Origin of the sequence: Bacillus andreraoultii, from assembly GCF_001244735.1 — a bacterium.
Taxonomy (GTDB): Bacteria; Bacillota; Bacilli; order Bacillales; family Caldibacillaceae; genus Caldifermentibacillus; species Caldifermentibacillus andreraoultii.
Genome location: NZ_LN868937.1, coordinates 2,034,843 through 2,058,417 on the forward strand (window position 1 = coordinate 2,034,843; position 23,575 = coordinate 2,058,417).

General features: G+C 34.7%; 21 protein-coding genes. 3 read left to right on the forward strand and 18 right to left on the reverse strand.

The annotated features are described in order from the left end of the window. Positions 1 to 5 precede the first annotated feature (5 nt). The 5 genes from hflX to BN2144_RS20645 all read right to left on the reverse strand — a co-directional run bounded on the left by hflX (position 6) and on the right by BN2144_RS20645 (position 4,474). Positions 6 to 1,271, reverse strand: a complete 1,266-nt coding sequence (gene hflX, locus BN2144_RS14860; protein WP_230199757.1) for a GTPase HflX — start codon at positions 1,269 to 1,271, stop codon at positions 6 to 8. 340 nt (positions 1,272 to 1,611) lie between these two features. Continuing rightward, positions 1,612 to 2,556, reverse strand: coding sequence for a stage V sporulation protein K (spoVK, locus tag BN2144_RS14865; protein ID WP_033829004.1), 945 nt, complete (start codon positions 2,554 to 2,556; stop codon positions 1,612 to 1,614). Between the two features lie 410 nt (positions 2,557 to 2,966). Further along, positions 2,967 to 3,191 carry an RNA chaperone Hfq gene (hfq, locus tag BN2144_RS14870; RefSeq protein WP_033829005.1) on the reverse strand — a complete coding sequence of 75 codons (225 nt, stop codon included), beginning with the start codon at positions 3,189 to 3,191 and terminating at the stop codon, positions 2,967 to 2,969. A 29-nt stretch (positions 3,192 to 3,220) separates the two neighbouring features. Beyond that, positions 3,221 to 4,174 carry a tRNA (adenosine(37)-N6)-dimethylallyltransferase MiaA gene (miaA, locus tag BN2144_RS14875; protein ID WP_033829006.1) on the reverse strand — a complete coding sequence of 318 codons (954 nt, stop codon included), beginning with the start codon at positions 4,172 to 4,174 and terminating at the stop codon, positions 3,221 to 3,223. Between the two features lie 177 nt (positions 4,175 to 4,351). Beyond that, positions 4,352 to 4,474 (reverse strand): hypothetical protein, encoded by a 123-nt coding sequence (locus BN2144_RS20645; RefSeq protein ID WP_268258036.1) that lies wholly within the window; start codon positions 4,472 to 4,474, stop codon positions 4,352 to 4,354. Between the two features lie 181 nt (positions 4,475 to 4,655). Between BN2144_RS20645 and BN2144_RS14880 the strand changes: the two genes are divergently transcribed. Beyond that, on the forward strand, positions 4,656 to 5,087 hold the full coding sequence (locus BN2144_RS14880) for a helix-turn-helix domain-containing protein (RefSeq protein WP_033829007.1): 432 nt from the start codon (positions 4,656 to 4,658) through the stop codon (positions 5,085 to 5,087). Positions 5,088 to 5,225: 138 nt separating this feature from the next. Further along, positions 5,226 to 5,378 (forward strand): ImmA/IrrE family metallo-endopeptidase, encoded by a 153-nt coding sequence (locus tag BN2144_RS21030; RefSeq protein ID WP_082195247.1) that lies wholly within the window; start codon positions 5,226 to 5,228, stop codon positions 5,376 to 5,378. A 187-nt stretch (positions 5,379 to 5,565) separates the two neighbouring features. On the opposite strand, the gene BN2144_RS21035 is transcribed toward BN2144_RS21030, so the two are convergent. Further along, entirely contained in the window at positions 5,566 to 5,646 is an 81-nt protein-coding gene (locus BN2144_RS21035; RefSeq protein ID WP_407638076.1) for a hypothetical protein, read from the reverse strand. Between BN2144_RS21035 and BN2144_RS14885 the strand changes: the two genes are divergently transcribed. Beyond that, the gene (locus BN2144_RS14885) at positions 5,630 to 6,229 is read left to right on the forward strand and encodes an Ltp family lipoprotein (RefSeq protein ID WP_407638077.1); all 600 of its coding nucleotides are present in this window, start codon (positions 5,630 to 5,632) and stop codon (positions 6,227 to 6,229) included. The two genes, BN2144_RS21035 and BN2144_RS14885, sit on opposite strands and share 17 nt — an antisense overlap. Positions 6,230 to 6,530: 301 nt before the next feature. On the opposite strand, the gene mutL is transcribed toward BN2144_RS14885, so the two are convergent. The 12 genes from mutL to recA form a co-directional block, all read right to left on the reverse strand. Further along, entirely contained in the window at positions 6,531 to 8,522 is a 1,992-nt protein-coding gene (gene mutL / locus BN2144_RS14890) for a DNA mismatch repair endonuclease MutL (RefSeq protein WP_033829009.1), read from the reverse strand. 51 nt (positions 8,523 to 8,573) lie between these two features. Continuing rightward, a complete protein-coding gene (gene mutS, locus BN2144_RS14895; protein ID WP_033829010.1) occupies positions 8,574 to 11,222 on the reverse strand; it encodes a DNA mismatch repair protein MutS in 2,649 nt (882 codons plus the stop codon). Positions 11,223 to 11,351: 129 nt separating this feature from the next. Then, positions 11,352 to 12,944 carry an acetate--CoA ligase gene (locus BN2144_RS14900; protein ID WP_033829011.1) on the reverse strand — a complete coding sequence of 531 codons (1,593 nt, stop codon included), beginning with the start codon at positions 12,942 to 12,944 and terminating at the stop codon, positions 11,352 to 11,354. A gap of 156 nt (positions 12,945 to 13,100) precedes the next feature. Continuing rightward, entirely contained in the window at positions 13,101 to 14,738 is a 1,638-nt protein-coding gene (locus tag BN2144_RS14905) for an SLC13 family permease (protein WP_082195248.1), read from the reverse strand. Positions 14,739 to 14,993: 255 nt separating this feature from the next. Further along, positions 14,994 to 15,530: an outer spore coat protein CotE gene (gene cotE, locus BN2144_RS14910; protein ID WP_033829012.1), complete on the reverse strand. Its 537-nt coding sequence runs from the start codon at positions 15,528 to 15,530 to the stop codon at positions 14,994 to 14,996. A 167-nt stretch (positions 15,531 to 15,697) separates the two neighbouring features. Further along, the gene (locus tag BN2144_RS14915; protein ID WP_033829013.1) at positions 15,698 to 16,462 is read right to left on the reverse strand and encodes a metallophosphoesterase; all 765 of its coding nucleotides are present in this window, start codon (positions 16,460 to 16,462) and stop codon (positions 15,698 to 15,700) included. 252 nt (positions 16,463 to 16,714) lie between these two features. Beyond that, complete coding sequence (locus BN2144_RS14920; protein WP_033829014.1) at positions 16,715 to 17,155, reverse strand: YlbF/YmcA family competence regulator; 441 nt, start codon at positions 17,153 to 17,155, stop codon at positions 16,715 to 16,717. A gap of 3 nt (positions 17,156 to 17,158) precedes the next feature. After that, entirely contained in the window at positions 17,159 to 18,709 is a 1,551-nt protein-coding gene (gene miaB, locus BN2144_RS14925; RefSeq protein ID WP_033829015.1) for a tRNA (N6-isopentenyl adenosine(37)-C2)-methylthiotransferase MiaB, read from the reverse strand. 522 nt (positions 18,710 to 19,231) lie between these two features. Then, entirely contained in the window at positions 19,232 to 19,492 is a 261-nt protein-coding gene (gene spoVS, locus BN2144_RS14930; RefSeq protein WP_033829016.1) for a stage V sporulation protein SpoVS, read from the reverse strand. A 153-nt stretch (positions 19,493 to 19,645) separates the two neighbouring features. Beyond that, positions 19,646 to 20,443: a TIGR00282 family metallophosphoesterase gene (locus BN2144_RS14935; protein ID WP_033829017.1), complete on the reverse strand. Its 798-nt coding sequence runs from the start codon at positions 20,441 to 20,443 to the stop codon at positions 19,646 to 19,648. Positions 20,444 to 20,595: 152 nt separating this feature from the next. Further along, the gene (gene rny / locus BN2144_RS14940; protein ID WP_033829018.1) at positions 20,596 to 22,158 is read right to left on the reverse strand and encodes a ribonuclease Y; all 1,563 of its coding nucleotides are present in this window, start codon (positions 22,156 to 22,158) and stop codon (positions 20,596 to 20,598) included. Positions 22,159 to 22,525: 367 nt separating this feature from the next. Then, positions 22,526 to 23,575, reverse strand: a complete 1,050-nt coding sequence (recA, locus tag BN2144_RS14945) for a recombinase RecA (RefSeq protein ID WP_033829019.1) — start codon at positions 23,573 to 23,575, stop codon at positions 22,526 to 22,528.

Here is a 23,575-nt window from a genome sequence, read left to right on the forward strand (position 1 = left end):
TCATTTCATTCTCCATCTCCATAAGACAATTTCTTTAATTCTCCATTTAAAGGATGATATGTAAAAATATACCCCTTACAACTATATGTTTCGTCATCTTCTGAAAACTTTAATTCCCTTAGTATGGTTTCTTCTTTTAACCTCGCTAGAATCTTTCCTGCTGTTGACGGTAATTGTACTTCATAAGATTCCATTTCTTGCATCATGATTCCTTCGATTTTTCGTTTAATTTCTTCCCGATCATACTTATTAAAAGCACTAATTTGTAATAACTCTTCTTTAGCTGTTGGTACGAAATTCGGATGAACTTCATCCTTTTTATTATATAAAATGAGTTGTGGTATTTTTTCTGCCTCTAAATGTTCAAGAATTTTGTTCACGGTTTGTTCGTGTTGAAAATAATTAGGGTTTGAAGAGTCGATGACATGAAGCAAAAGGTCAGCTTCAGCAACTTCTTCTAATGTCGAACGAAAAGCAGCAATGAGTGTTGTTGGTAAATCTTCAATAAATCCTACCGTGTCACTTAAAAGCACTGTATAACCACTAGGCAAAATCATCTTCCTTGTTAATGGATCGAGCGTTGCAAACAATTTATTTTCCTCATAAGAATCTGCATTTGTTAAACGATTAAAAAGAGTCGATTTCCCTGCATTCGTATAGCCAATAAGGGAAATTTGATATGTATTGTTCTGTTTTCTTCGCGCGCGATACCTTTTCCGATGTTCAACAATGATTGCTAATTGTTTCTTTATATCATCGATTCGATTACGTATATGTCTACGGTCAGTTTCTAACTTTGTCTCACCAGGTCCACGAGTACCAATCCCACCTCCAAGTCGCGATAATTCTGTTCCTTGTCCGATAAGCCGTGGTAACAAATATTCTAATTGTGCAAGTTCTACTTGTAGCTTACCTTCACGAGATTTTGCTCGACCTGCAAATATATCAAGAATAAGTTGTGTCCGGTCAATAATCTTAATTTGTAATTGATTTGTCAAATTACGTAATTGGCTTGGAGTTAGCTCACTATTAAAAATGATAACTTCTGCTTCAAACTCTTCAATTAAATGGCGAAGTTCTTCCACTTTCCCTTTACCTATATATGTCGAAGTGTCTGGTTTATCTCGTTTTTGCGTAACCCGAAGAACAACTTCACCGTTCGCTGTATTTGTCAAGGATGCCAATTCATTCATCGAGTTTTCAAAACGAAAATCATCTTTATCTAACAACTGACACCCAACGATAATGACCTTTTCTTTACTGTTTCCCATATGCTCACCTTTACTTTTCATATTCATTCGTGTAACAGGTAACAACTATTATCTTTACATAAATTGTCCAAGACTGCAAATGAATTAAAGAAAACGAAAGTGCTCGAGCCTTATGCGAAATGAGAGCTGTCGTTCGCTAAAAAATTTTTTAGGCAGCGAGGTCATGCTTCAATGCTTATGCGTATAGCAAAGTAGGAATTGGAAGATTTATACTTTCCTATTAGCTAAAAAGGCCTGATTCTTAGCATCGATTGAAATTACTAAAAATCAGCCATCATTTTAATGAATTATTTAATTTTGTATCGTAATATAAACATCCCCTTATAAAAAGAGGAACCATTTAATGTTCATGAGGGAACGTTAAATCTTGACTCCGTATAGTTAGTAATTCATGATGATCAAATTGATTATTCACTAATAATCTCATTGCTTGTGTGCGAATTGATTTTTCAATAATGTTTCTCACATATCGACCATTAGAGAAACGATTTTTTATGAACGAAGATCTTGCAAATAGTAAATGATCCCGTAACTTTCTTTCGGCATCATCACTGAATACATATTCTTTATCTCTCATCATCATTTTACCAATCTCCATTAACTGATCAACAGAGTAATCAGGAAATTCAATAATTATTGGAAAACGAGACTCCAATCCGGGATTCAACGCAAGAAACTGATCCATTTCTCGGGAGTATCCTGCAAGTATTAATACAAATTCATGTTGTTTATCTTCCATATGTTTTACGAGTGTGTCAATCGCTTCTTTGCCGAAATCCTTTTCCCCTCCACGACCTAATGAATAGGCCTCGTCAATAAAGAGAATGCCACCTAATGCCTTTTTTATTAAATCTCGGGTTTTTTGAGCAGTATGACCAATATATTCACCGACTAAGTCTGCCCGTTCACATTCAATTAAATGGCCTTTTGACAGGACACCTACTTTTTGAAACAGTTTTCCAATCAACCGTGCAACCGTTGTTTTACCGGTACCTGGATTTCCTTTAAACATCATATGCAGTACTTGTTTCCCAGCTTTCAGTCCACTTTCTTCCCGCTTTTTATTGACAATAATCCATGCATATATTTCTTTAATAACACTCTTCACATCATCGAGACCAACAAGGCTACTCAACTCATCCTCAATTTCTTTTAATATTTCATGCTCTTCTGTCCGTTCTTTCTTTATAAAACCTTTTGGTTCATGAATTGGTTCAACTCTCGTTTTGCGATTTAAAGTAATACTAATTTGACCTTTATTCTTTATTCGAATCGGTTGATCCAATGTGTTCACCTCTCTTTTTCGTAACAACAGTATATGCCTAGGTGAAAAAAAGGTGACATTCGCCCATGAACAAATCTTTTGAATCAATTATTTTCCATATATTCTGACATAAATTTTGTGTATTCGACAATCACCAGAGTTTGGTTGTCAAATTATGCGCTTTCCCAAGAAATAGTACGACTAAGAGGCTTACACGCTTATTTTCCACTCGAAATTTTTAATTAACACCTTTAACTATATTTATTCATGATTAGAACAAGTCATGACCATATTTTACATGTACAAGGATAAAGTTGTTTTCTCCAGTAATAAATATCGGTAATAAAGTCGCAAACAATAATGAAAAAGGTGTAGTTATGTTAAACTACACCTTTTAAATATCCTATTCAACTGTTATTCATACATAAAAATTATTCAAAATCAATCTGTATATTTCTAGAAGGAGAGAATGTAGAAATTGCATGTTTAAACACTAATTGTTGTTTTCCATCCGTTTCAAAGAGTACGGTGAAATTATCGAATCCACGAACTAATCCACGAATTTGAAACCCGTTTGTTAAATAGACAGTTACTAAAATATTTTCTTTACGTAATTGGTTCAAAAATTGGTCTTGAATATTAATTGGTTGTTTCATTTTTTGTCCTCCTCATTTATCTCCATATTTTATGTATTCGCCTTAAAATTTAGCATTCCTGCAACATAGCGAGAAATTTTTTGTAAATTTTTTTCATAATCAAGTGGATCTGTCATATCAAACCACTCAACTGGCATTTTATTACGGAACCATGTTAGTTGCCTTTTCGCAAAATGACGTGTGTTTTGTTTCAAAGTAGTTATCGCATCTTCAAAGGAAACTTCCCCGTCGAAAGCAGTAAATAGTTCTTTATAACCAATTGCTTGTGTTGCTTGAGCATGTTTCAATCCTTGATCATATAGTTTTTTTACCTCATCAATTAAACCAAGTTGAACCATTTGGTTTACTCGTTCATTTATGCGATGATATAGTTTTTCACGTTCCATTGTTAAACCAACAAGTGCAACATCATATAATAACGTTTTCTGTTGTTTTGCTTTGAACTCGGTCATCGTTATACCAGTAGATAAATATATTTCTAATGCCCGAATAACTCTACGCACATTATTCGGATGTATTTGTTCAGCTGCCTGTGGATCAACTTGTTTTAACTGTTCATATAAAATTTCTATCCCTTCGAGTTTTGATCTTTCTTCTAGCTGAACTCTGATTTTTTCGTCTTTTCCACTATTAGAAAATTGATAATCATAAATAACCGATTGAATATAAAGACCGGTTCCTCCAACAATAATTGGCAAGCGGTTTCTATTGGAGATATCGGTAATTTTTTTTCGAACTAATTGTTGAAATTCATATACTGAAAATGATTCTTTCGGATCTTTAATATCAATTAAATGGTGTGGGATACCAGCCATTTCTTCTTTCGTAATTTTAGCTGTCCCGATATCCATTCCTCTGTATATTTGCATTGAGTCCCCACTAATAATTTCTCCATTAAATTTTTTAGCTAAGTCAAGACTCAATTTTGTTTTTCCAACAGCGGTAGGACCGATAATACAAAGTAATTTCTCCTTTTCCTCCAAAAAGCTTCACTACTTTCAAAACTTGAATTTAATTTTCTATCTAATTTCAGTTTAACATAACTAAAATAATAAGTTAAACATCAAAACATTATCCCCATATTTTTTAATCTTAAACATGAAAAATGTCGATTTGTGTAGAAATGTAGTATTGCGTTTTAAATAAAAAAATAGGTAGGATTAATAACAACTTGCCCTACCTTTATCCCTTACATGACCGTTTAATTGTTGATGTTCGATAATATTCGCCATTTTTCTTTGGAATGCCTTAATACCATTCGGATATATCGCGCCAAACTCCATCCCCTTTCTTATCTCCCATCATTAAGTGTTCTTAGTTTATAAGAAACTTCTCATTACATAGATGTTCTTAATTTCCAAGAATCAAACAGTTATTTCTAAGTTTTTAAGAAAAACATTCCTATCTTTTAAGAATGTGTTACTTTATTCTTAAATAATTCTTATAGAAATATGGTGAAGACAAATGTCTACTTTGGGGGAACGATTAAAGTTAGCTCGAGAAAGAACTGGATTAAAGCAGACTCAGGTTAAAGAAAGAACAAATATAAATAATAAAACTTTAAGTGGATATGAAAATAATGTCAGTGAACCGGATTCTGCTACATTGGCCGTTCTTGCTGAACTTTATGGAGTATCCTATAAATGGTTGATAACCGGAGATGGTTCTATGATAGAAACATCCAACACTTCAAGCGATAAAGATGAAAAAGATATAGCCAAACGAATGGAAAAGATAAAAAATGACTTGTCAGCAGATGGAGGACTAAGTTTCTTTGGCGAACCTCTTTCAGATGAAGCTAAAGAGTCATTGTTAGAAGCTATGGAATATGCTGTAAAACAAGCTCAAAGAATTAATAAAAAGTACATTCCTAAAAAATATAAAGATAACGACTAGGATTGTGAGGCGTTTTAATTGAACTGGATTGAAAACAAAGTAAGAAAGCTAACAGAAAAGTATAAAACAAATTACCCTTTTAAGGATTTCAGACTTTATAAAAATTCATGTTGTTTACTGGAATTTGGATGAAGAAATTTGAGGGTTTTTAATTACGAGAAAAGAAATCGCTTTATTTTTATAAACGATAATCTGTGTATTGAGCAACAAAAGTTTGAATGTTCTCGCGAGTTGGGACATACTGCGCTTCACACAAAGTTCAATAATAAAAAAGAATACGCTCACGCTTGATAAAGTTGAACGTGAAGCGAATAAATTCGCTACCAATCTACTTCTTTTTTGATAAAAATATGTAAAATGATGAAACTAGTTTTGAATTATTAAAAGAATAAGGGATACCTTATAAGATGGAAAAATTTTTGCGGTAATTATAGGTGATTTTACCTGATTACATAGAATCATATTTATAGAGGGGAGTCTAAAAAGTGACGAAGAAAGAAAAAGTGACAAAACCATTCTTTAAAAAATGGTGGTTTTGGGGAATTGTTATAATTATTATTGCCGCTGCTGTTGGAGGCGGAGAAGATGAGAAACAAACAGTAAGTAATAATAATGATGCAACCACAAGTAAAGTAAGCGATAATCAATCCGTAGAAAAAGAGAAACCAAAAAAAGAAGATGATGTTCCAAGCGAATATAAAAATGCTTTAAAAAAGGCTGAATCATACGCAAAAACTATGTACATGTCCAAAAGCGCTATTTATGAACAATTAACTTCAGAACATGGCGAAAAGTTTTCTACAGAAGCAGCCGAGTATGCAATGAGTGAACTCGAATTTGATTGGAAAGAAAGTGCATTGAAAAAGGCTAAATCCTATTCAGATACCATGTACATGTCAAAACAAGGAATCTATGAACAACTTATTTCTAAACAAGGTGAAAAGTTTACTGAAGATGAGGCAAAATATGCAATTGATAATTTGAAAGCTGATTTTAAGAAAAATGCATTAGAGAAAGCAAAAAGTTATCAGGAAACAATGAGTATGTCACCAGATGCTATAAGAGACCAATTGACTTCTGAACACGGAGAACAATTCACTCAAGAAGAAGCTGATTATGCAATCGAGAATTTAGATAAATAATAGTCAAAGTTATGTATACGATAAAGCCCTTTTATTTGGGCTTTTTATTTAAATCAATAACAGAACGTATATTCTTACAAACCGGTGAAAACAATGACAATATCTGAAAGACTAGGTCATTCAAGCGGATCACTAAATTAATATAGTCATGTTACATCTAATATTCCAAAAGATCTATCGAAATTATACGGATGCTATGAAGAATATCCCACCCGGATAGTGAATGTGGTCGTAAAATGGTCAAAATGGCATAAAGTAAGGGCTAAACCCTCTGTTTATATGGGTTTGCCCTTATAGGAAATTACATAACCCGCTTAAACATTTTCTCCATTTCATATGTTGAAAAATGAATGATGATTGGTCTTCCGTGTGGACATGTAAAAGGATCACTTGTCATTCTTAATGTATCTAGTAATTCCTGTATTTCATCGTGGCGTAACCGATGATTCGCTTTGATTGATCCTTTACAGCTCATCATAATTGCCGTTTCTTCTCGCAACTTTTTCAAATCAACTTTCTTCATTTCTAAAACTTGCTCAATAATTTCTTGAATTGTTTGCTCCTCTTCACCGTGTGGAAACCATTGTGGGTGATTCCGTACAATAAAAGTATTTAATCCAAACGGTTCAAGAAATAGTCCAACTTTCTTCAATTCTTCTAAGTTTTCTTCTAATTTAATATACTCATCATTTGAAAATTGGAGAGTGAGTGGTATGAGTAATTCTTGTAAATTATTTGTCACTTCTCCGATTTTTTCTTTGAAATACTCATATTTAATTCGTTCCTGTGCTGCATGTTGATCAATAATGTATAAACCATTTTCATTTTCCGCAAAAATATACGTGCCATGCATTTGCCCAATCGGATACATTGGTGGAACGCGAGGTGACTTACTTTTTGAAATAGAATTCATTTGCGTTTCTTCGTCAAATACGGTCGTTTCTTCCAATTCATTATCAATTACGTCGGTATCATGACTAGTTTGAAGTGACAATTCTCCCTTTCGATTCTGTTCCTCATTGGTACAGTCCGTTGCTTTGTCTTGTTCATCTGGGAAAATTGGAATGGCTTTTTCATGAACATGATGGAAACTTGTGTTCGGATTATTATTTACTAATGAATCTAGTAAAAGACTCGCAACTTGTCTTTCATCTTGCGTCAGCGTAGAACGGGTTGATTGGTTACCTTTATTTATAAATCCTTGTTTCTCGATTCCCAATTTCTTTTGAGGAAGATGATCTAACGTCATCGTAATTTGTTCAGACTTCGGTTTTTCTAGTTTTGGAGATGCACCATCTGGAATAAGTGTTTCCTTTTTAAATGCTTGTTGTATTGAACGAGTGATGAGTTCCCCTAATTCTTTTTCCTTACTTAATCGAACTTCTAATTTCGCAGGATGTACATTGACGTCGACAAGCACTGGATCCATTGTTATATTTAGAAAGACAATTGGAAACCGACCAATAGGAAGTAAAGTATGATATCCCGATATAACCGCATTTGCGATTGTATAGTTTTTTATAAATCTACCGTTCACCATCGTGGAAATATAATTTCTCGAAGCTCGTGTTACTTCTGGTAAAGAAATATAACCATCAATCTTAAAGTCCAATGATTCTCCTTGTATCGGTATCATTTTTTTAACAATATTTATCCCATAAATGCTTGCCAACACTTGCCTAGAGTCACCATTTCCCGTTGTCTGTAGTAATATGCGGCCATTATGAATAAGTTTCATCGCAACCTCTGGATGTGCTAATGCAAGCCGGTTCATTACATCCGTAATATTCCCTAACTCTGTATGGATTGTTTTTAAATATTTTAACCGAGCAGGTGTATTAAAAAACAAATCAGAGACAGTAAAATCAGTTCCTTTTCGACTTGGTGCAGGTTCGAGTATTACCTTTGTTCCACCTTCAATAACAAGACGACTTCCTGGACCATTACCAGTGCTTGTAATAAGTTCCACTTTTGCGACAGAAGCAATACTTGGCAAGGCCTCACCACGGAAGCCAAGTGTCCGAATTCGAAATAAATCATTTTCATCTTTTATTTTACTTGTCGCATGTCGTTCAAATGCAAGGGGAACATCTTCAGGTTCAATACCTGCACCATTATCAATAACACGAATTTTTTGCAAACCTGCCTCTTCGATTTCTACATCTATCATCGTACTTTTCGCATCAATTGCATTTTCAACTAATTCTTTTACGACTGATGCCGGACGTTCGACTACTTCACCAGCTGCAATCTTATTAGACAGTATTTCATCTAATTGAATAATTTTACCCATATTCATTCACCACCAAATCAAATGCGCCACGACGTATTGCGCCGGGTTTTTTTATTTTTTGCTAAGTTTCTTTTTTAACCGATATAATGCATTCATTGTATCAATTGGTGTCATTTCTAATAAATTTAGCGAGTCTAATTCATCAAGTACCTTCTTTTCTTGATTTGTTAACTTTTCCTGTGCAGGTGGTGTTACTTCTTCATGATTAAAAAATGAAAGCTGCTCTATTTCATGAATATTTTCTTGCTTTTCTTTTATTTCAGACGTATCTTCTTTTATTAACGTATTTGCTTGTGCCTCACTAGTTGTTTTTGAATCATTTTGATTTTCTAATGTCTCTAAAATTTCTTCTGCACGTTTAATTAAATCAGGTGGTAAGTCAGCGAGTTTCGCTACATGAATACCATAACTTTTATCAGCAGGACCTTCTTTAATTTTATGAAGAAATACAACATGTCCATCTTTTTCCACTGCGCTAACGTGAACATTTCGTAATTTTGCTAGTGATTGATCTAAAACGGTCAGTTCATGATAATGAGTAGAAAATAGTGTCTTTGCACCAATCTTATCATGAATATACTCAATCATCGCTTGAGCTAAGGCCATTCCATCATACGTAGAGGTTCCTCTTCCTATCTCATCAAACAAGATTAAACTATTTTCCGTTGCCCCACTAATTGCATTTTTTGCTTCTAACATTTCAACCATAAAAGTACTTTGTCCACTGATTAAATCATCTGCAGCACCAATCCGAGTAAAGATTTGATCAAAAATTGGTAATTCAGCCTCTTCGGCAGGAACAAAGCAACCAATTTGCGCTAGTATTGCCGTTAATGCAATTTGACGCATATACGTACTTTTCCCTGACATATTTGGTCCTGTAATAAGGAGTACTTCTCGACTATTATCCATTTCACAATCATTCGGAACATACGCTTGAATGTTCATTACTTTTTCAACAACAGGATGTCTACCTTCTTTTATAAATAATTTTCGATCTTTCCGAAAGATTGGTTTTACGTACATTCTATCTTCACTAACCGTTGCAAAACATTGTAAGCAATCCAATTCACTAACTTGTTTTGCCAATTCTTGTAATCTTGGAATATAGTTTTTCACCTGTTCCCGAATAGAAACAAAAATTTCATATTCTAAGTCAACCATTTTCTCTTCAGCTTCTAGAATAACTGTCTCTTTTTCTTTTAATTCCGGTGTAATAAAACGCTCAGCATTTGTTAGCGTTTGTTTTCTTTCATAATTTCCATCTTCTGGTAGTAAGTGGAGATTCGCCTTTGTTACCTCAATATAGTAGCCAAAAACACGATTATACCCAATTTTTAAAGACTTAATGCCAGTTTTTTCACGTTCATTTTTTTCTAACTCACTAATCCAAACTTTCCCATTCCGACTTGCATACCGATACGTATCTAACTGATCGTCATAACCATCGCGAATAATATTTCCTTCTTTAATGGAAAGTGGTGGTTGATCAACAATGGCTTTTCCAATTAAATCAACAAGTTCAGTACATGGATCTAATTTTTCTGCACGTTCTTGCATTTCTCCAGCAGGAATCGATTGTAAAACTGCAATAATATCAGGAATTTGCAGTAGTGTTGTTTTTAAACTTATTAAATCACGAGCATTGACATTACCGAATGCAACGCGACCAGCAAGACGCTCAATATCATATACATTTTTAAGTTTTTCGCGTAAGTCTTGACGCTCGAAATAGTTATTCTTTAATATTTCTACATTTGCTAATCGTTTCTCTATCATATCAATTGCTAATAGAGGACGGTCAATCCACTGTTTTAATAACCTACCACCCATCGCTGTCTTTGTTTCATCAAGAAGCCATAAAAGCGAACCTTTCTTACCCTTCGAACGAATTGTTTCGGTTAACTCGAGGTTTCTTTTAGAAAAATAATCAATTTTCATAAATTGATGGACTTGATAGATTTCAACAGGTTGGATATGTTCTAAGCTTCTTTTTTGAGTACGATACAAATAATTAAAAAGACGAGCAATTGTTATTTGTAACTTTTCTTGTTTTATTTTTAATAATTTATCCAGATATTGATTGCGACAATCTACCTCATCTTCAAAAGAAATAGCAATTGGCAGTCGTTCTCTTATTTTGTTTTGTAAATCTTCATTAAAATCTGGTGAAATAACAACTTCCTTCGTACCAATCGTTGCTAATTCATTTAAAATATCCTCAAGTTGATTTTGCAACAATGTCACGCGGCTCTCTCCTGTAGATAAGTCACAAAAGGAAAGTCCGTATGTTCCATCTTCAAAGGAAGTAACTGATGCAATATAATTATTTTCTTTATCGTGAATACTATTCCCTTCCATCATCGTGCCAGGGGTGATTAATTGCACGACTTCTCGTCGAACCATACCCTTTGTTTGTTTCGGGTCTTCCATTTGCTCACATATCGCCACTTTATAGCCACGATTAACAAGAGTTTCAATATATCCTGATGCAGAATGATAAGGTACCCCGCACATCGGTATTTTTTCTTCTGCGCCACCATCTCTTGCTGTTAATGTGATTTCTAATTCTTGGCTCGCGTGAATTGCATCTTCAAAAAACAGTTCATAAAAATCGCCTAACCGAAAAAATAAAAAGGCATCTGTATATTCTGCCTTAATGCTTAAATATTGTTGAATCATTGGCGTATATTGTTTCATCTTCTAACACCTTTTCTGTTTCTTTCTCAAGTTGTAATTATATCATAGAGAAGTGATATTTTGCATAAAGAAACGATGGAAATAGAAAAATCACAGCATATCATCGCTGTGATTTCCTATATCTATCGATTATTGTGATTCATCTTTCCTTCTTAATTCAACTCGGCGTATTTTACCAGAATCTGTTTTTGGTAAAGATTGTACAAATTCAATTAATCGCGGATATTTATAAGGTGCTGTTAATTGTTTTACATGATTTTGTAATTCTTTTACAAGTGAGGCCTCTTCTTTTACTCCGTCCTTTAAAACTACAAATGCTTTTACTACATTGCCACGAATAGGGTCAGGATGAGCGACAACAGCACACTCTTTTACTAAGCTATGTTTCATCAATGCATCTTCAACTTCAAACGGTCCAATTGTATAGCCAGAACTAATAATCATATCATCACTTCTTCCAACAAACCAAAAGTAACCATCTTCATCTTTATAGGCAAGGTCCCCAGTGACAAAATAATCACCATGGAACGCATTTTTCGTTCTCACAGGATCCTCGTAATAACCAGCAAAAAGAGCTGGGAGATCTTTTCTTATCGCAATATTTCCTTTTACGCCCGGTTCTTGAGGTATCCCATTTTCATCAACAATTTCAACGAATTGTGGTAATATTGGTTTCCCCATTGAACCTGGTCTAACTTCCATTTCTTTTACTGTACCGATGACTAATGTACTTTCTGTTTGACCATAGCCATCACGAACAGTAATGCCAAAATGCGTTTTAAAAACATCGATAACTTCTCTATTTAGAGCTTCACCTGCAGAAACGGCGCTATGCAAATGGGAACCGAAGTTAAATTTTGATAAATCATGTACTTTTGCCATTAAGCGATATTCAGTCGGTGTACAACATAGTACATTCACTTTTTCTTGTTGTAGTAATTTTAAATATGTCTCTGGATGGAATCTACCTAAATAAACAAGACCTGTTGCGCCCATACCTAATACGGATAAAAATGGACTCCAAACCCATTTTTGCCAACCAGGTCCAGCAGTTGCCCACACAATATCTCCTTCATGAATATCAAGCCATTTTGTTGCGGCAATTCGTAAATGTGCAAATGCCCAGCCGTGAATATGAACGACGCCTTTTGGTTGACCAGTTGTTCCCGAAGTATACGTTATTAAGGCCGGATCATTTTTCGTTGTAGAAACTTTGACAAACTCATTAGGTTCACTTTTTACTAGATCTTCCATTTGAAGCCAGCCTTCTGTTTGACCAGAGAACGTAATTTTATAATCTAGATGGTTCGCTTCGGTTGAGATTTTATCTATTTCATCACAAAATGAAGTATATGAGATAACAGCTCTTACTTTCCCATTATTTAGCCGATATAATATATCTTGTGCCCGAAGCAACTCAGATGCTGGAATTATAACAAGCCCTGCTTTCCAACAGGCAAAATAAATAATATAAGATTGAATCATTCGTGGCACCATGACTAAAACACGGTCCCCTTTTTCAAGTCCCATATTCATAAGTGCATTCGCTAATTTGTTCCCTCGTAAAATTAAATCATGGTATGAAATTTCTTCACATTCACCATCTTTACTAATAAACTTTAATGCCTTTCTATCTGAATCATATTTTTCAATTTCATCAATAATGTTATATTCATTAGGTGCAATAAGCTCTTTTAAATTATTTAGATTATTATTCAACATATGAACCACTCTTCCTATTATAATAACAACAACTGAAAACCAATTGTTACACCTTATTATATAACTAAATCTTAGTACCTGGTAGTACTTTTTTGAAAAAATTTAATAAAAAAGGATGAACTAGAAGAAAAACCTCAGTTCATCCTTGATTTCAACTTATTTCATTGAGGGTGGTAAAACATTTAAATCAATATTCCAAACAATCGGTAAATAGAAATAGATTAAAAGTACGATAACAAAAATTGATACAATATTAATCCAGAACCCCGCTCTTACCATATCGTTAATTCTAATATGACCTGATCCAAAAACAATTGCATTTGGAGGAGTTGCAACTGGTAACATAAAGGCACAAGACGCAGCGATTCCTGCCGCAACCATTAAGCTAAACGGATGCACATTTAAAGCGATTGCAAGTGACGCCATAATTGGGTACATCATCGTCGCGGTTGCTGTATTTGATGTGATCTCCGTTAAGAATATAACCAATGTCGTAACGGTAAAAGTTACAACAAGGAAATGAACACCTTGAAGTACGGTTAACTGTTCTCCAATCCATTTGGCAAGTCCTGTTGAACTAAAACCTTTTGCAATTGCTAGACCCCCACCGAAGAGTAGTAGAATTCCCCATGGGACCTTTTTCGCGTCATTCCAATTAATTAATGCACCATCTTTCGTTTGCTTTGATGGTAATAAAAATAAAACAACTGCAGCAATTATGGCAATTAACGTATCATCTAGTTCAGGAATAAATTTATTTAAAATGAACGTTCTCGTTATCCACGAGAAGGCTGTTAACATAAATACAACTAACACAAGTTTTTCTTCAAAACTCATATTACCAAGGGATTTTTTCTCATCTAAAATAACTTCTTTTCCTCCAGGGATATTCTTCATCTTAACTTTAAAAGCTACATTAACTAAGTAATACCAAGTAAACAAGATTAATATAATCGATAATGGGACGCCAAATGCCATCCATGTAGCAAAAGAAATTTCAACACCAAAAAGTTCTTTAATTACACTAGCAAAAATAACATTCGGTGGAGTACCAATTAATGTGCCAAGTCCCCCGATTGAAGCGGAATAAGCTATCCCGAGCATGATTGCTTTCCCAAAATTTTCTTCAATGGTTTCTTTTTGTTTTGCTAAAAGATCGGTAATATGCGTGATTACGGCAAGTGCAATCGGTAACATCATCATTGCAGTTGCTGTATTAGATATCCACATAGAGATAAATCCAGTTGCTACCATGAAGCCTAAAACAATACGTTCGGTACTTGTCCCAACAAATAAAATAATATATAATGCAATCCGACGGTGAAGATTCCATTTTTCCATCGCAATTGCAATAATGAATCCTCCTAAAAATAGGAAAATATTTGTATCTCCATATGCTGATGTTATTTCGCCGACTTTCTCAACTGCACCCGTTAATGGAAAGAGAATAACAGGTAAAAGTGATGTCGCCGGAATTGGAATCGCTTCTGTAATCCACCAAGTTGCAATCCATACCGTACTTGCTAAAACACCAAGTGCTTCTTTAGACATTCCTTCAGGTGATAGCGTTAACAAAATAATAAAGAATAGTAAAGGACCTAAAATTAATCCGATATTTTGTCTTGGTGTCCGCTTAGGTTCTCTAGATACTTTTTTCTTATTTACTTGTACTTGAGTGGATGAATTCGAAGATAGATTCGTATTATTACCGGTCGTCATGAATAATAACGTACTTTTAATATCATCGTGCATCACCCATAATTTCCCCCAAGATTGTTGTAACAAATTTCCCATCTTCTTCCCCCTTATATAAATGTGTTATTATACAATTACATTATGTTATACTTAAATACTTTTTGTCAATATTATAACGACATAATTCACCACTTTCTACTACTTTATTGATAAAATAAAAATACGGCTACAGTCTATTATTTTGTAGCCGCAATGCTTATTTTAAATTAAATAAAGAGATCCTGTTTAAGTTATATTCATTCAAAAACGGAAAACCATTTAGTGAATGTAAACAAACAGGACTCAATTTTCACATTACTCTTCCTCACCATCTACGAGAAAATCAGGATTTAACTCTTCAAATTCTTCATCAAGATCAAAATCCCAATCATCATCATCTGGCTCGCCTTCACCAAGTAAAATCGTAACCTTTGTTTCTCCGATAAGTTCGACAAGAAATTCTCTTTCTGCTGTTACAATAATCTTATCGCCATCTGATGAAATAATTGCTTCAGAGCAATTCGGTTGTTGTAGTACTTGAGCGATAACCTCTTTATCTGCAATGGTTTTATCATCTTTATATTTCAATTTGATGATATCTTTATATTTCACTCGCTCAGTCGCTACATCTGTTTTCGTATTATCTTCGCACGAATACCAGCAATTAATATCAAAATGTCCAGTAACTTCCACTGTTTTGTCAACTTTTTCTGCTTTATAGGAATGATTGATAATCCAAGCGCCTAGGATACTGGACGGAGCATGGTTCGGTCGGATTGTATGGTTGGATGTAGTAGTTTTCCGCCCTTTCGCAACGACCGCTTTTGTAATAATCTCTCTCGTATTTCCCATGCGAGCGTAACCTCCTCAAGTTTTATCACTTCATCCTATGCGGGACAGAAAACCAGTGTGCAAGAAAACACGTTTATTTTCGCCAACATATGCAAAGGTTACATTGAACGGAAAAAGGTTTTTTTGAATTAAACTGTTCTTTAACATGGGTAGATAACAAACCCGTTTCATCTTGTTATTTTTATGAGATGTGTCTCTGGTCTTGCACTTAATCGCAATGGTAAACTTGTCGTTCCATATCCATTACTAATTAGCATATCCATCGTTCTCGTTCGATGTAACTTCCCTTTCGAATATGGGCCCATCCCGAAAATTCGAATTTGCCCACCATGAGTATGGCCACATAATAATAAAGATATATGATCTTCCTCTTTTATATGTTTTTTTACATCTGGCTTATGGCAAACAACAATTTTAAATGCTTCCTTTTCGATCGGTTGAAAAACATCATCGAGATTATATTCATCTTCTTCGTGTTCCCCAATGCCAATTAGATAGATTTTATCCCCTTCATTAGTGCTTATAACAGCATGAGAATCTTCAAGGATTGTTACTTGATATTTCCGAAAGATTTCTTCCAATTGATTAACATTCTTTTCGAAATCATTATTCCCCCATACAAAATAAGTCGGGCCAATTGCCCTTAACCGGCGAATATTTTCTTCTGTTCGAGCGTAAGGGACACCTCTTTCCGTTATGTCTCCACCAATAATTACTAAGTCAGCGCGACCTTTCACTTCATTTATCATTTCTTCACTAATTACTCGACGATGGATATCTGAGATAAAAAAAATCTGGAGTTCTTTTAAAGATTGAGGGAATTGTTGATAATGAAGCTCATGTTCTACAATCCGATTTTCTTTTGCTACTAGCCACATATATATGAGAAGGACAGCAAAGCAGACTAAAGTGATGATCGTAATTATTTCCATAACCCACCTCTTAAAAAAGACCTACCTCTTAAAAGATAGGTCTTCATTGTTATTGATTGAACGTAACACAGACAGAATCGTATCGCTGATCTTTTTTAGCTAATAGGAAAGTATAAATTATCCCTATTTCTAGTTTTCTTGTGCGCATATGCGTACAAGGAAGGCTCAAGAACATTGCTTCAAAGCCGAAAAAAATTTTTTAGCGAACTACGGCTCTCTTTTTGCTAAAGGTTTTAGCGTCTTGAGTGATCTTTATTTTGAATGATAGGAAAATGCATCCTTCTCGCTTTGGACTTGGGAGCCTGTTTTTCCATCTAACAAGTCTCCACCTGTCGTTTTAATGATGTTGTTCGTCACAGTATTTGCAATTGTATTTGAAACCATTTGAAGCAGTTCATTTACTTCTAATTGCGACTCTTTAAACTCTTGAACAATTGGAATTTCATCGATTTCTTTTTCAAGGTTTTCAATTTTTTCCTCTACTTGTTTCAGAGCTTTTACTTTGCCATAGTTTTGGAAGTTGACCGCTTGTTTTTGTAAGCTTTTTATACTTGCGATTTTTTCCCGTACTTTCTGATTTTCATTGATTTTTGCTTCAGCACGTTTAAAAAAATCAACTTCCTCTGTTTCAGCAATCATTTTTGCAAGCTCTCTCGCTTTATCAATGATATCTGACTTTGTATATTTCCCCATTGTTTAGCTCACCTCAATTTTTTCCTCTACCACCATTTCCCCATTTAATGTCCATGTTTTTGTATCAGTAATTTTAACTTTAACAATTTTCCCAATAGCTGATTTCGGCCCTACAAAATTCACTAATTTATTTCTTCTTGTATATCCACTTAGAACATCTGGATTATTTTTCGATTCCCCTTCAACGAGAACCTCAACAATTTGACCGTTCATTTCTTTCATCTTTTGAGCTGAAAATTCATTAACTAATGCATTTAATCGTTGTAGTCGTTCCTTTTTCACTTCTATTGGAACATTATCTTTCATTTTCGCTGCAGGTGTGCCTTCTCTTGGTGAGTAAATGAAGGTGTATGCGGAATCAAAGCCGACTTCACGATATAAAGATAGAGTTTCCTCGAATTGTTCATCTGTTTCATTTGGGAAACCAACAATAATATCAGTTGTTAAGGCAACATCTGGAATAGCTTGTTTTATTTTACGCACTAATTCCAAATATGATTCCCGTGTATATTTTCTCCCCATAATTTTTAACATGGAACTAGATCCGGATTGAACGGGTAAATGGATATGTTCTACGAGATTTCCACGTTTAGCTAAAACTTCAATTAGATGGTCATCAAAGTCCCTTGGATGACTTGTTGTGAAACGAATCCGTGGAATATCAATTTTTCGCAGATCATCCATTAAATCACCGAAACGATACTCAATATCTTCAAAATCTTTTCCGTACGCATTTACGTTTTGACCTAGTAACGTAATTTCTTGATAGCCTTGTGCAGCTAAATGACGAACTTCATCAATAATATCTTCTGGGCGACGACTTCTTTCTTTTCCGCGTGTATATGGTACGATACAATACGTACAAAACTTGTCGCAGCCGTACATAATATTAACCCACGCTTTAATTTTTCCTTTCCGTGCTTTCGGAAGACTTTCAACAACATCGCCTTCTTTAGACCAAACTTCAACGACCATTTCTTTTGCCATATAGGCTTCTCTTAAAATAAATGGTAAACGGTGAATGTTGTGCGTACCGAAAATCATATCAACATGTTGATGTTTTTGTAAAATTCGATTGACAACTGATTCTTCTTGAGCCATACAACCACAAACCCCTAGGAGAAGATCCGGTTTTTCTTGTTTTAACGATTTTAAATGTCCAAGTTCACCAAACACTTTATTTTCCGCGTTTTCCCGAATTGCGCAAGTATTTAATAAAATGACATCTGCATCGTCTGTGGACTCTGTGGGTTCGTAGCCTAATTCCATAAAAATACCAGCCATAACTTCTGTATCGTGTTCATTCATTTGGCAGCCATATGTACGAATAAAAAATTTACGGCCATTTCCCATTCCTTTAAGTTCTTCTGGCACATCAAAACTATTGACGTATTCTACATTTCCTTTAGAACGTTTTCTCGCTTCTTTTAAGGAAGGTGGCATATAAACTCTTTGAAAATATTTGCTATAATCTTTTTCCCCAGAAGCGGATTTTTTGTCCGTTGGAGAATCCGTTTTTATTTGTTGACTGTGTAAGCGTTGTTGTTCGTTCATTGATAAACTCCTTTCAAAAACGTAAACTTTCCTGTTAGTTTTCCATTTAAACAATTTTCGTATAAAATATACATCTCTCTTCAATTTATCATTATATACGTTTATTAGGCAACACACAATATCGCCTAAATAAACTACTTATATAATTGGATTTTTTATTGTTAAAATTCCTAAATTATGATCACCTTTTTTTACATTTCACAAAAGTAATGAAACAGCTTACGAACAGGCAGTTAAGCTGAGAATGATTCTATTTGTTTGTTATTCCTTTCATTGCTATGATTTCAATTATCGTATCAAGCAAGCTACTAAGCAAATTCATGTGATGAATCCAATCACTTCTTTAACAAAATCGATAAAAGAAATTATTCGTAGTGGTCAAATTGTTAAGGTTAGCGTGCTTCCTTATATTAACTAAAAATAGTCTGGTTGCATAAACAACCAGACTATCAGGATACTACTAGCAACCTTATTTTTCTTCAGGTAGTGTAATTTAAAAGAAAAATAAATGCACAAAAGAAGTTAACGAGGTTCTACAATTAATTTAATTGCTGTTCTTTCCTCACCGTCAATTTGAATATCAGTAAAAGCAGGAATACATATTAAGTCAACTCCACTTGGGGCAACAAATCCTCTAGCAATAGCAACTGCTTTCACTGCTTGATTTAGCGCACCAGCACCTATTGCTTGGATTTCTGCGCCGCCCCTTTCCCGAAGAACTCCTGCAAGTGCACCGGCTACTGAATTCGGGCTCGATTTTGCTGAAACTTTTAATATTTCCATATCACGTTCCTCCTTGAAATTCTCTACTTTAATTTTTTCATGGACTGACCTGCAAGTGTAAAACCATTCCAATGCTACTATATTCAAGGAAATGAACGCTTATTCCATATTAGATGTATTTTTTATACTTTCTCTATATTTTAATAATTAATTTTAATCAAACAATCGCTGATCATCATTCAACATAATTCTTTCAATACCTTTAGCTTCACCTGTTTTTTCATTAATTTCAATGTTGACTCCACAAAGTTGTATTCTTCCATCTTTTGAAATATCAAATTTCGCTGGTAAATTTGTTAAAAATTTTCGTAAAACCGCCTCTTTATTTACTCCTAGTATACCATCATAATTTCCTGTCATACCAACATCTGTAATATATGCTGTTCCTTTTGGCAAAATTCGTTGATCTGCCGTTTGGACATGAGTATGTGTACCAACAACCGCACTAACTCGTCCATCTAAATACCAACCCATTGCTTGCTTTTCACTCGTTGCTTCAGCATGAAAATCGACAAAGATTAACGATGTTCTTTTTCTAGCTTCTTTAATAAGTTCGTCGGCCTTTTGAAACGGACAGTCATTCGCTGGTAAAAAAGTTCGACCTTGTAAATTAATGACAGCAATTTCATAAGAATTAATTCTAATATATACAATCCCTTTTCCAGGATTACTTTCAGGAAAATTTGCAGGTCTTATAAGATATTTTGCATTATCAATAAATTCAAAAATATCCCTATTGTCCCACGTATGATTTCCCATTGTTATGACTTGGATTCCAAGTTCAAGAAATTGTCTATATATTTTTTCTGTTATTCCTTTCCCAGCTGCTGCATTTTCACCATTAACAATGACAATAGTTGGATGATATTTCTCTTTTAACTTTGGTAAATATTTTTTAATCGTATCGCGACCTGGCTCTCCTACTACATCGCCAATAAAAAGTATATTCATATAGCTTCCTCTCTTCACTTGCATTGCATGATTTTATTCATCGCTTATTGTCGTTTTTTCTATGTTGGGAATAAAAGGAAAGGACATCCTCATCGAGTGTATTTAATCAAATTGAATTCGACTAAACACACTCTTTTGAGAAATGTCCTCTTTTATTTGGCATATTCTACTGCTCGAGTTTCTCGAATAACAGTAACTTTTATATGTCCTGGATAATCTAGTTCATTTTCAATTTTCTTTCGTATATCTCTAGCTAATCGATGTGCTTCTGAATCGTCAATCATATCTGGTTTTACAATGATACGAACTTCTCTACCTGCCTGAATGGCAAAAGACTTTTCGACACCGTCATAAGACTCGGAAATTTCTTCGAGTTTTTCTAAACGGCGAATATAACTTTCTAACGTTTCACTTCGTGCACCAGGTCTTGCGGCAGATAAGGCATCTGCAGCGGCGACTAATACAGAAATGACAGATGTTGGTTCTGTATCACCGTGGTGAGAAGCAATACTATTAATAACAACAGGATGCTCTTTATATTTTGTAGCCAGCTCTACACCGATTTCAACATGACTACCTTCCACTTCATGGTCTACAGCTTTTCCAATATCGTGTAATAATCCCGCTCTTTTTGCTAATGCTACGTCTTCACCTAACTCAGAAGCAAGAATACCAGCTAATTGTGCAACTTCGATTGAATGGTTTAATACGTTTTGCCCATAACTTGTTCTATATTTAAGTCGACCTAATATTTTTATTAAATCTGGGTGTAGGGCGTGAACACCTACCTCAAAGGTCGTTTGCTCCCCGACTTCTCGGATATATTCATCGACTTCACGTCTTGATTTATCAACCATTTCCTCAATTCTTGCTGGATGAATTCTTCCGTCTTGAACTAGTTTTTCTAGTGCAAGTCTAGCTGTTTCTCTTCTAATTGGATCAAAACCAGATAAAATAACAGCTTCAGGTGTATCATCAATAATTAAATCAATACCAGTAAGCGTTTCAAGAGTACGGATATTTCGACCTTCACGACCAATTATCCGTCCTTTCATCTCATCATTAGGTAAATTGACAACAGATACGGTTGTTTCAGCAACGTGATCAGCAGCACATCGTTGAATAGCTAACGAGAGGATACTTTTTGCTTTCTTATCCGCTTCTTCTTTTGCGCGGTTTTCAGAATCTTTCACCATCATCGCAATTTCATGTGAAAGTTCCTGTTCTACTCGTTCTAGAATGATGGATTTTGCTTGTTCCATTGTTAAACTGGAAATACGTTCCAGTTCTTCTTGTTGTTTTTGAACCATCTCTTCCACTTTGCTTTCCATCTGTTCAATATGCTGTTGTCTTTGTTCTAGAGAATCCTCCTTCTTTTCCAAAATCATTTCACGCTTGTCTAAAGTTTCATCTTTTCGATCAAGATTCTCTTCCTTTTGCAATAACCGATTTTCTTGTTTTTGCAATTCGTTTCTTCGTTCACGAAGTTCACTTTCTGTTTCAGTGCGAAATTTGTGAATTTCATCCTTTGCTTCCAAAAGTGCCTCTTTTTTCAAAGATTCTGCATCGCGTTTAGCATCTTCTAAAATTTTCTCTGCAGCATCCTTTGCACCAGCGATTTTTTCTTCAGCAATGGATTTTCGAATGAAATAACCAGCAACAACACCGACGACGAGACTAAGCAAAATGGAGATGATGATTGGCAATGTTTCCATCATTTCACCTCCTCTTGCTATAAACTTTTTCATTTACAAGTCGGCATGTACATTTTTCAAATAAATTTCAATGATTTTACGTAAGGAACAATCACCTGTTCCAAACAACATGCTAAACATTTTCGATTAGCCAAAATTTATGCCTAAAACTAAAAAAAATTGTAAAATATACATTTTTATTTTAAAGCTGTGAATTTTCATTGTCAAGTAATACTACGGGAACAGTGAAATTTAATCCTTGTTTTTTTTTACGAATTTAATAATATCAAGGATTTTTACTATTTTTTTATAACTTTCAGTTAGTAATAAAATTTAAGTTAAAAGGGCAATCGATTTGTGTCAAAACACATTCGATTGCCCTTTACAGTTAATCTTCTAATGGTAATTCTTCTTGATCTATAGATTCTGGAAGCTCTACCACTCTTTCCAATGTTTCTAATCCATAATGTTCACGAATTTTATTTAAAATCTCTAATTTAAGATTAGGGTTTTCCCTTAAGAATATTTTGGCGTTTTCCCGACCTTGACCAACTCTTTCACCATCATATGAATACCATGATCCACTTTTTTGAACAATATCGAGGTCAGAACCAATATCAACAATTTCTCCTTCAAGAGAAATCCCTTCTCCGTACATAATATCTACTTCAGCAGTCTTAAATGGTGGTGCCACTTTATTTTTTACGACCTTAATTTTCGTCCTATTACCAATCATGTCCGTTCCTTGCTTTAATTGCTCGGCTCTTCGGACTTCAAGTCTCACTGTACTATAGAATTTTAATGCACGACCACCAGGAGTCGTTTCCGGATTTCCAAACATAATGCCGACTTTTTCACGAATTTGGTTAATGAAAATTGCGATTGTTTTTGATTTGTTAATTGCTCCAGATAATTTACGTAAAGCTTGGGACATAAGGCGCGCTTGTAAACCAACGTGAGCGTCACCCATTTCTCCTTCAATTTCAGCTTTTGGAACAAGGGCTGCAACCGAGTCGACTACAATAATATCAACCGCACCACTTCTTACAAGTGCCTCTGCAATTTCTAATGCTTGCTCTCCAGTATCCGGTTGGGAAAGAAGTAGTTCATCGATATTCACGCCTAATGCTTGTGCATATTTCGGATCAAGCGCGTGCTCAGCATCGATAAATGCAGCTTGTCCACCTTGTTTTTGCACCTCTGCAATCGCGTGTAATGCAACAGTCGTTTTCCCAGAGCTTTCTGGTCCATAAATTTCAATAATCCGACCTCTTGGGTAACCTCCAACACCTAAAGCAATATCAAGTGCTAAAGATCCACTTGATATTGTTTGCACTTGTGTTTCTGTCTGTTCCCCCATTTTCATAATCGAGCCTTTACCAAATTGTTTTTCAATTTGCTTTAGCGCCTGTTCTAAGGCTTGTTGACGTTCACTCAC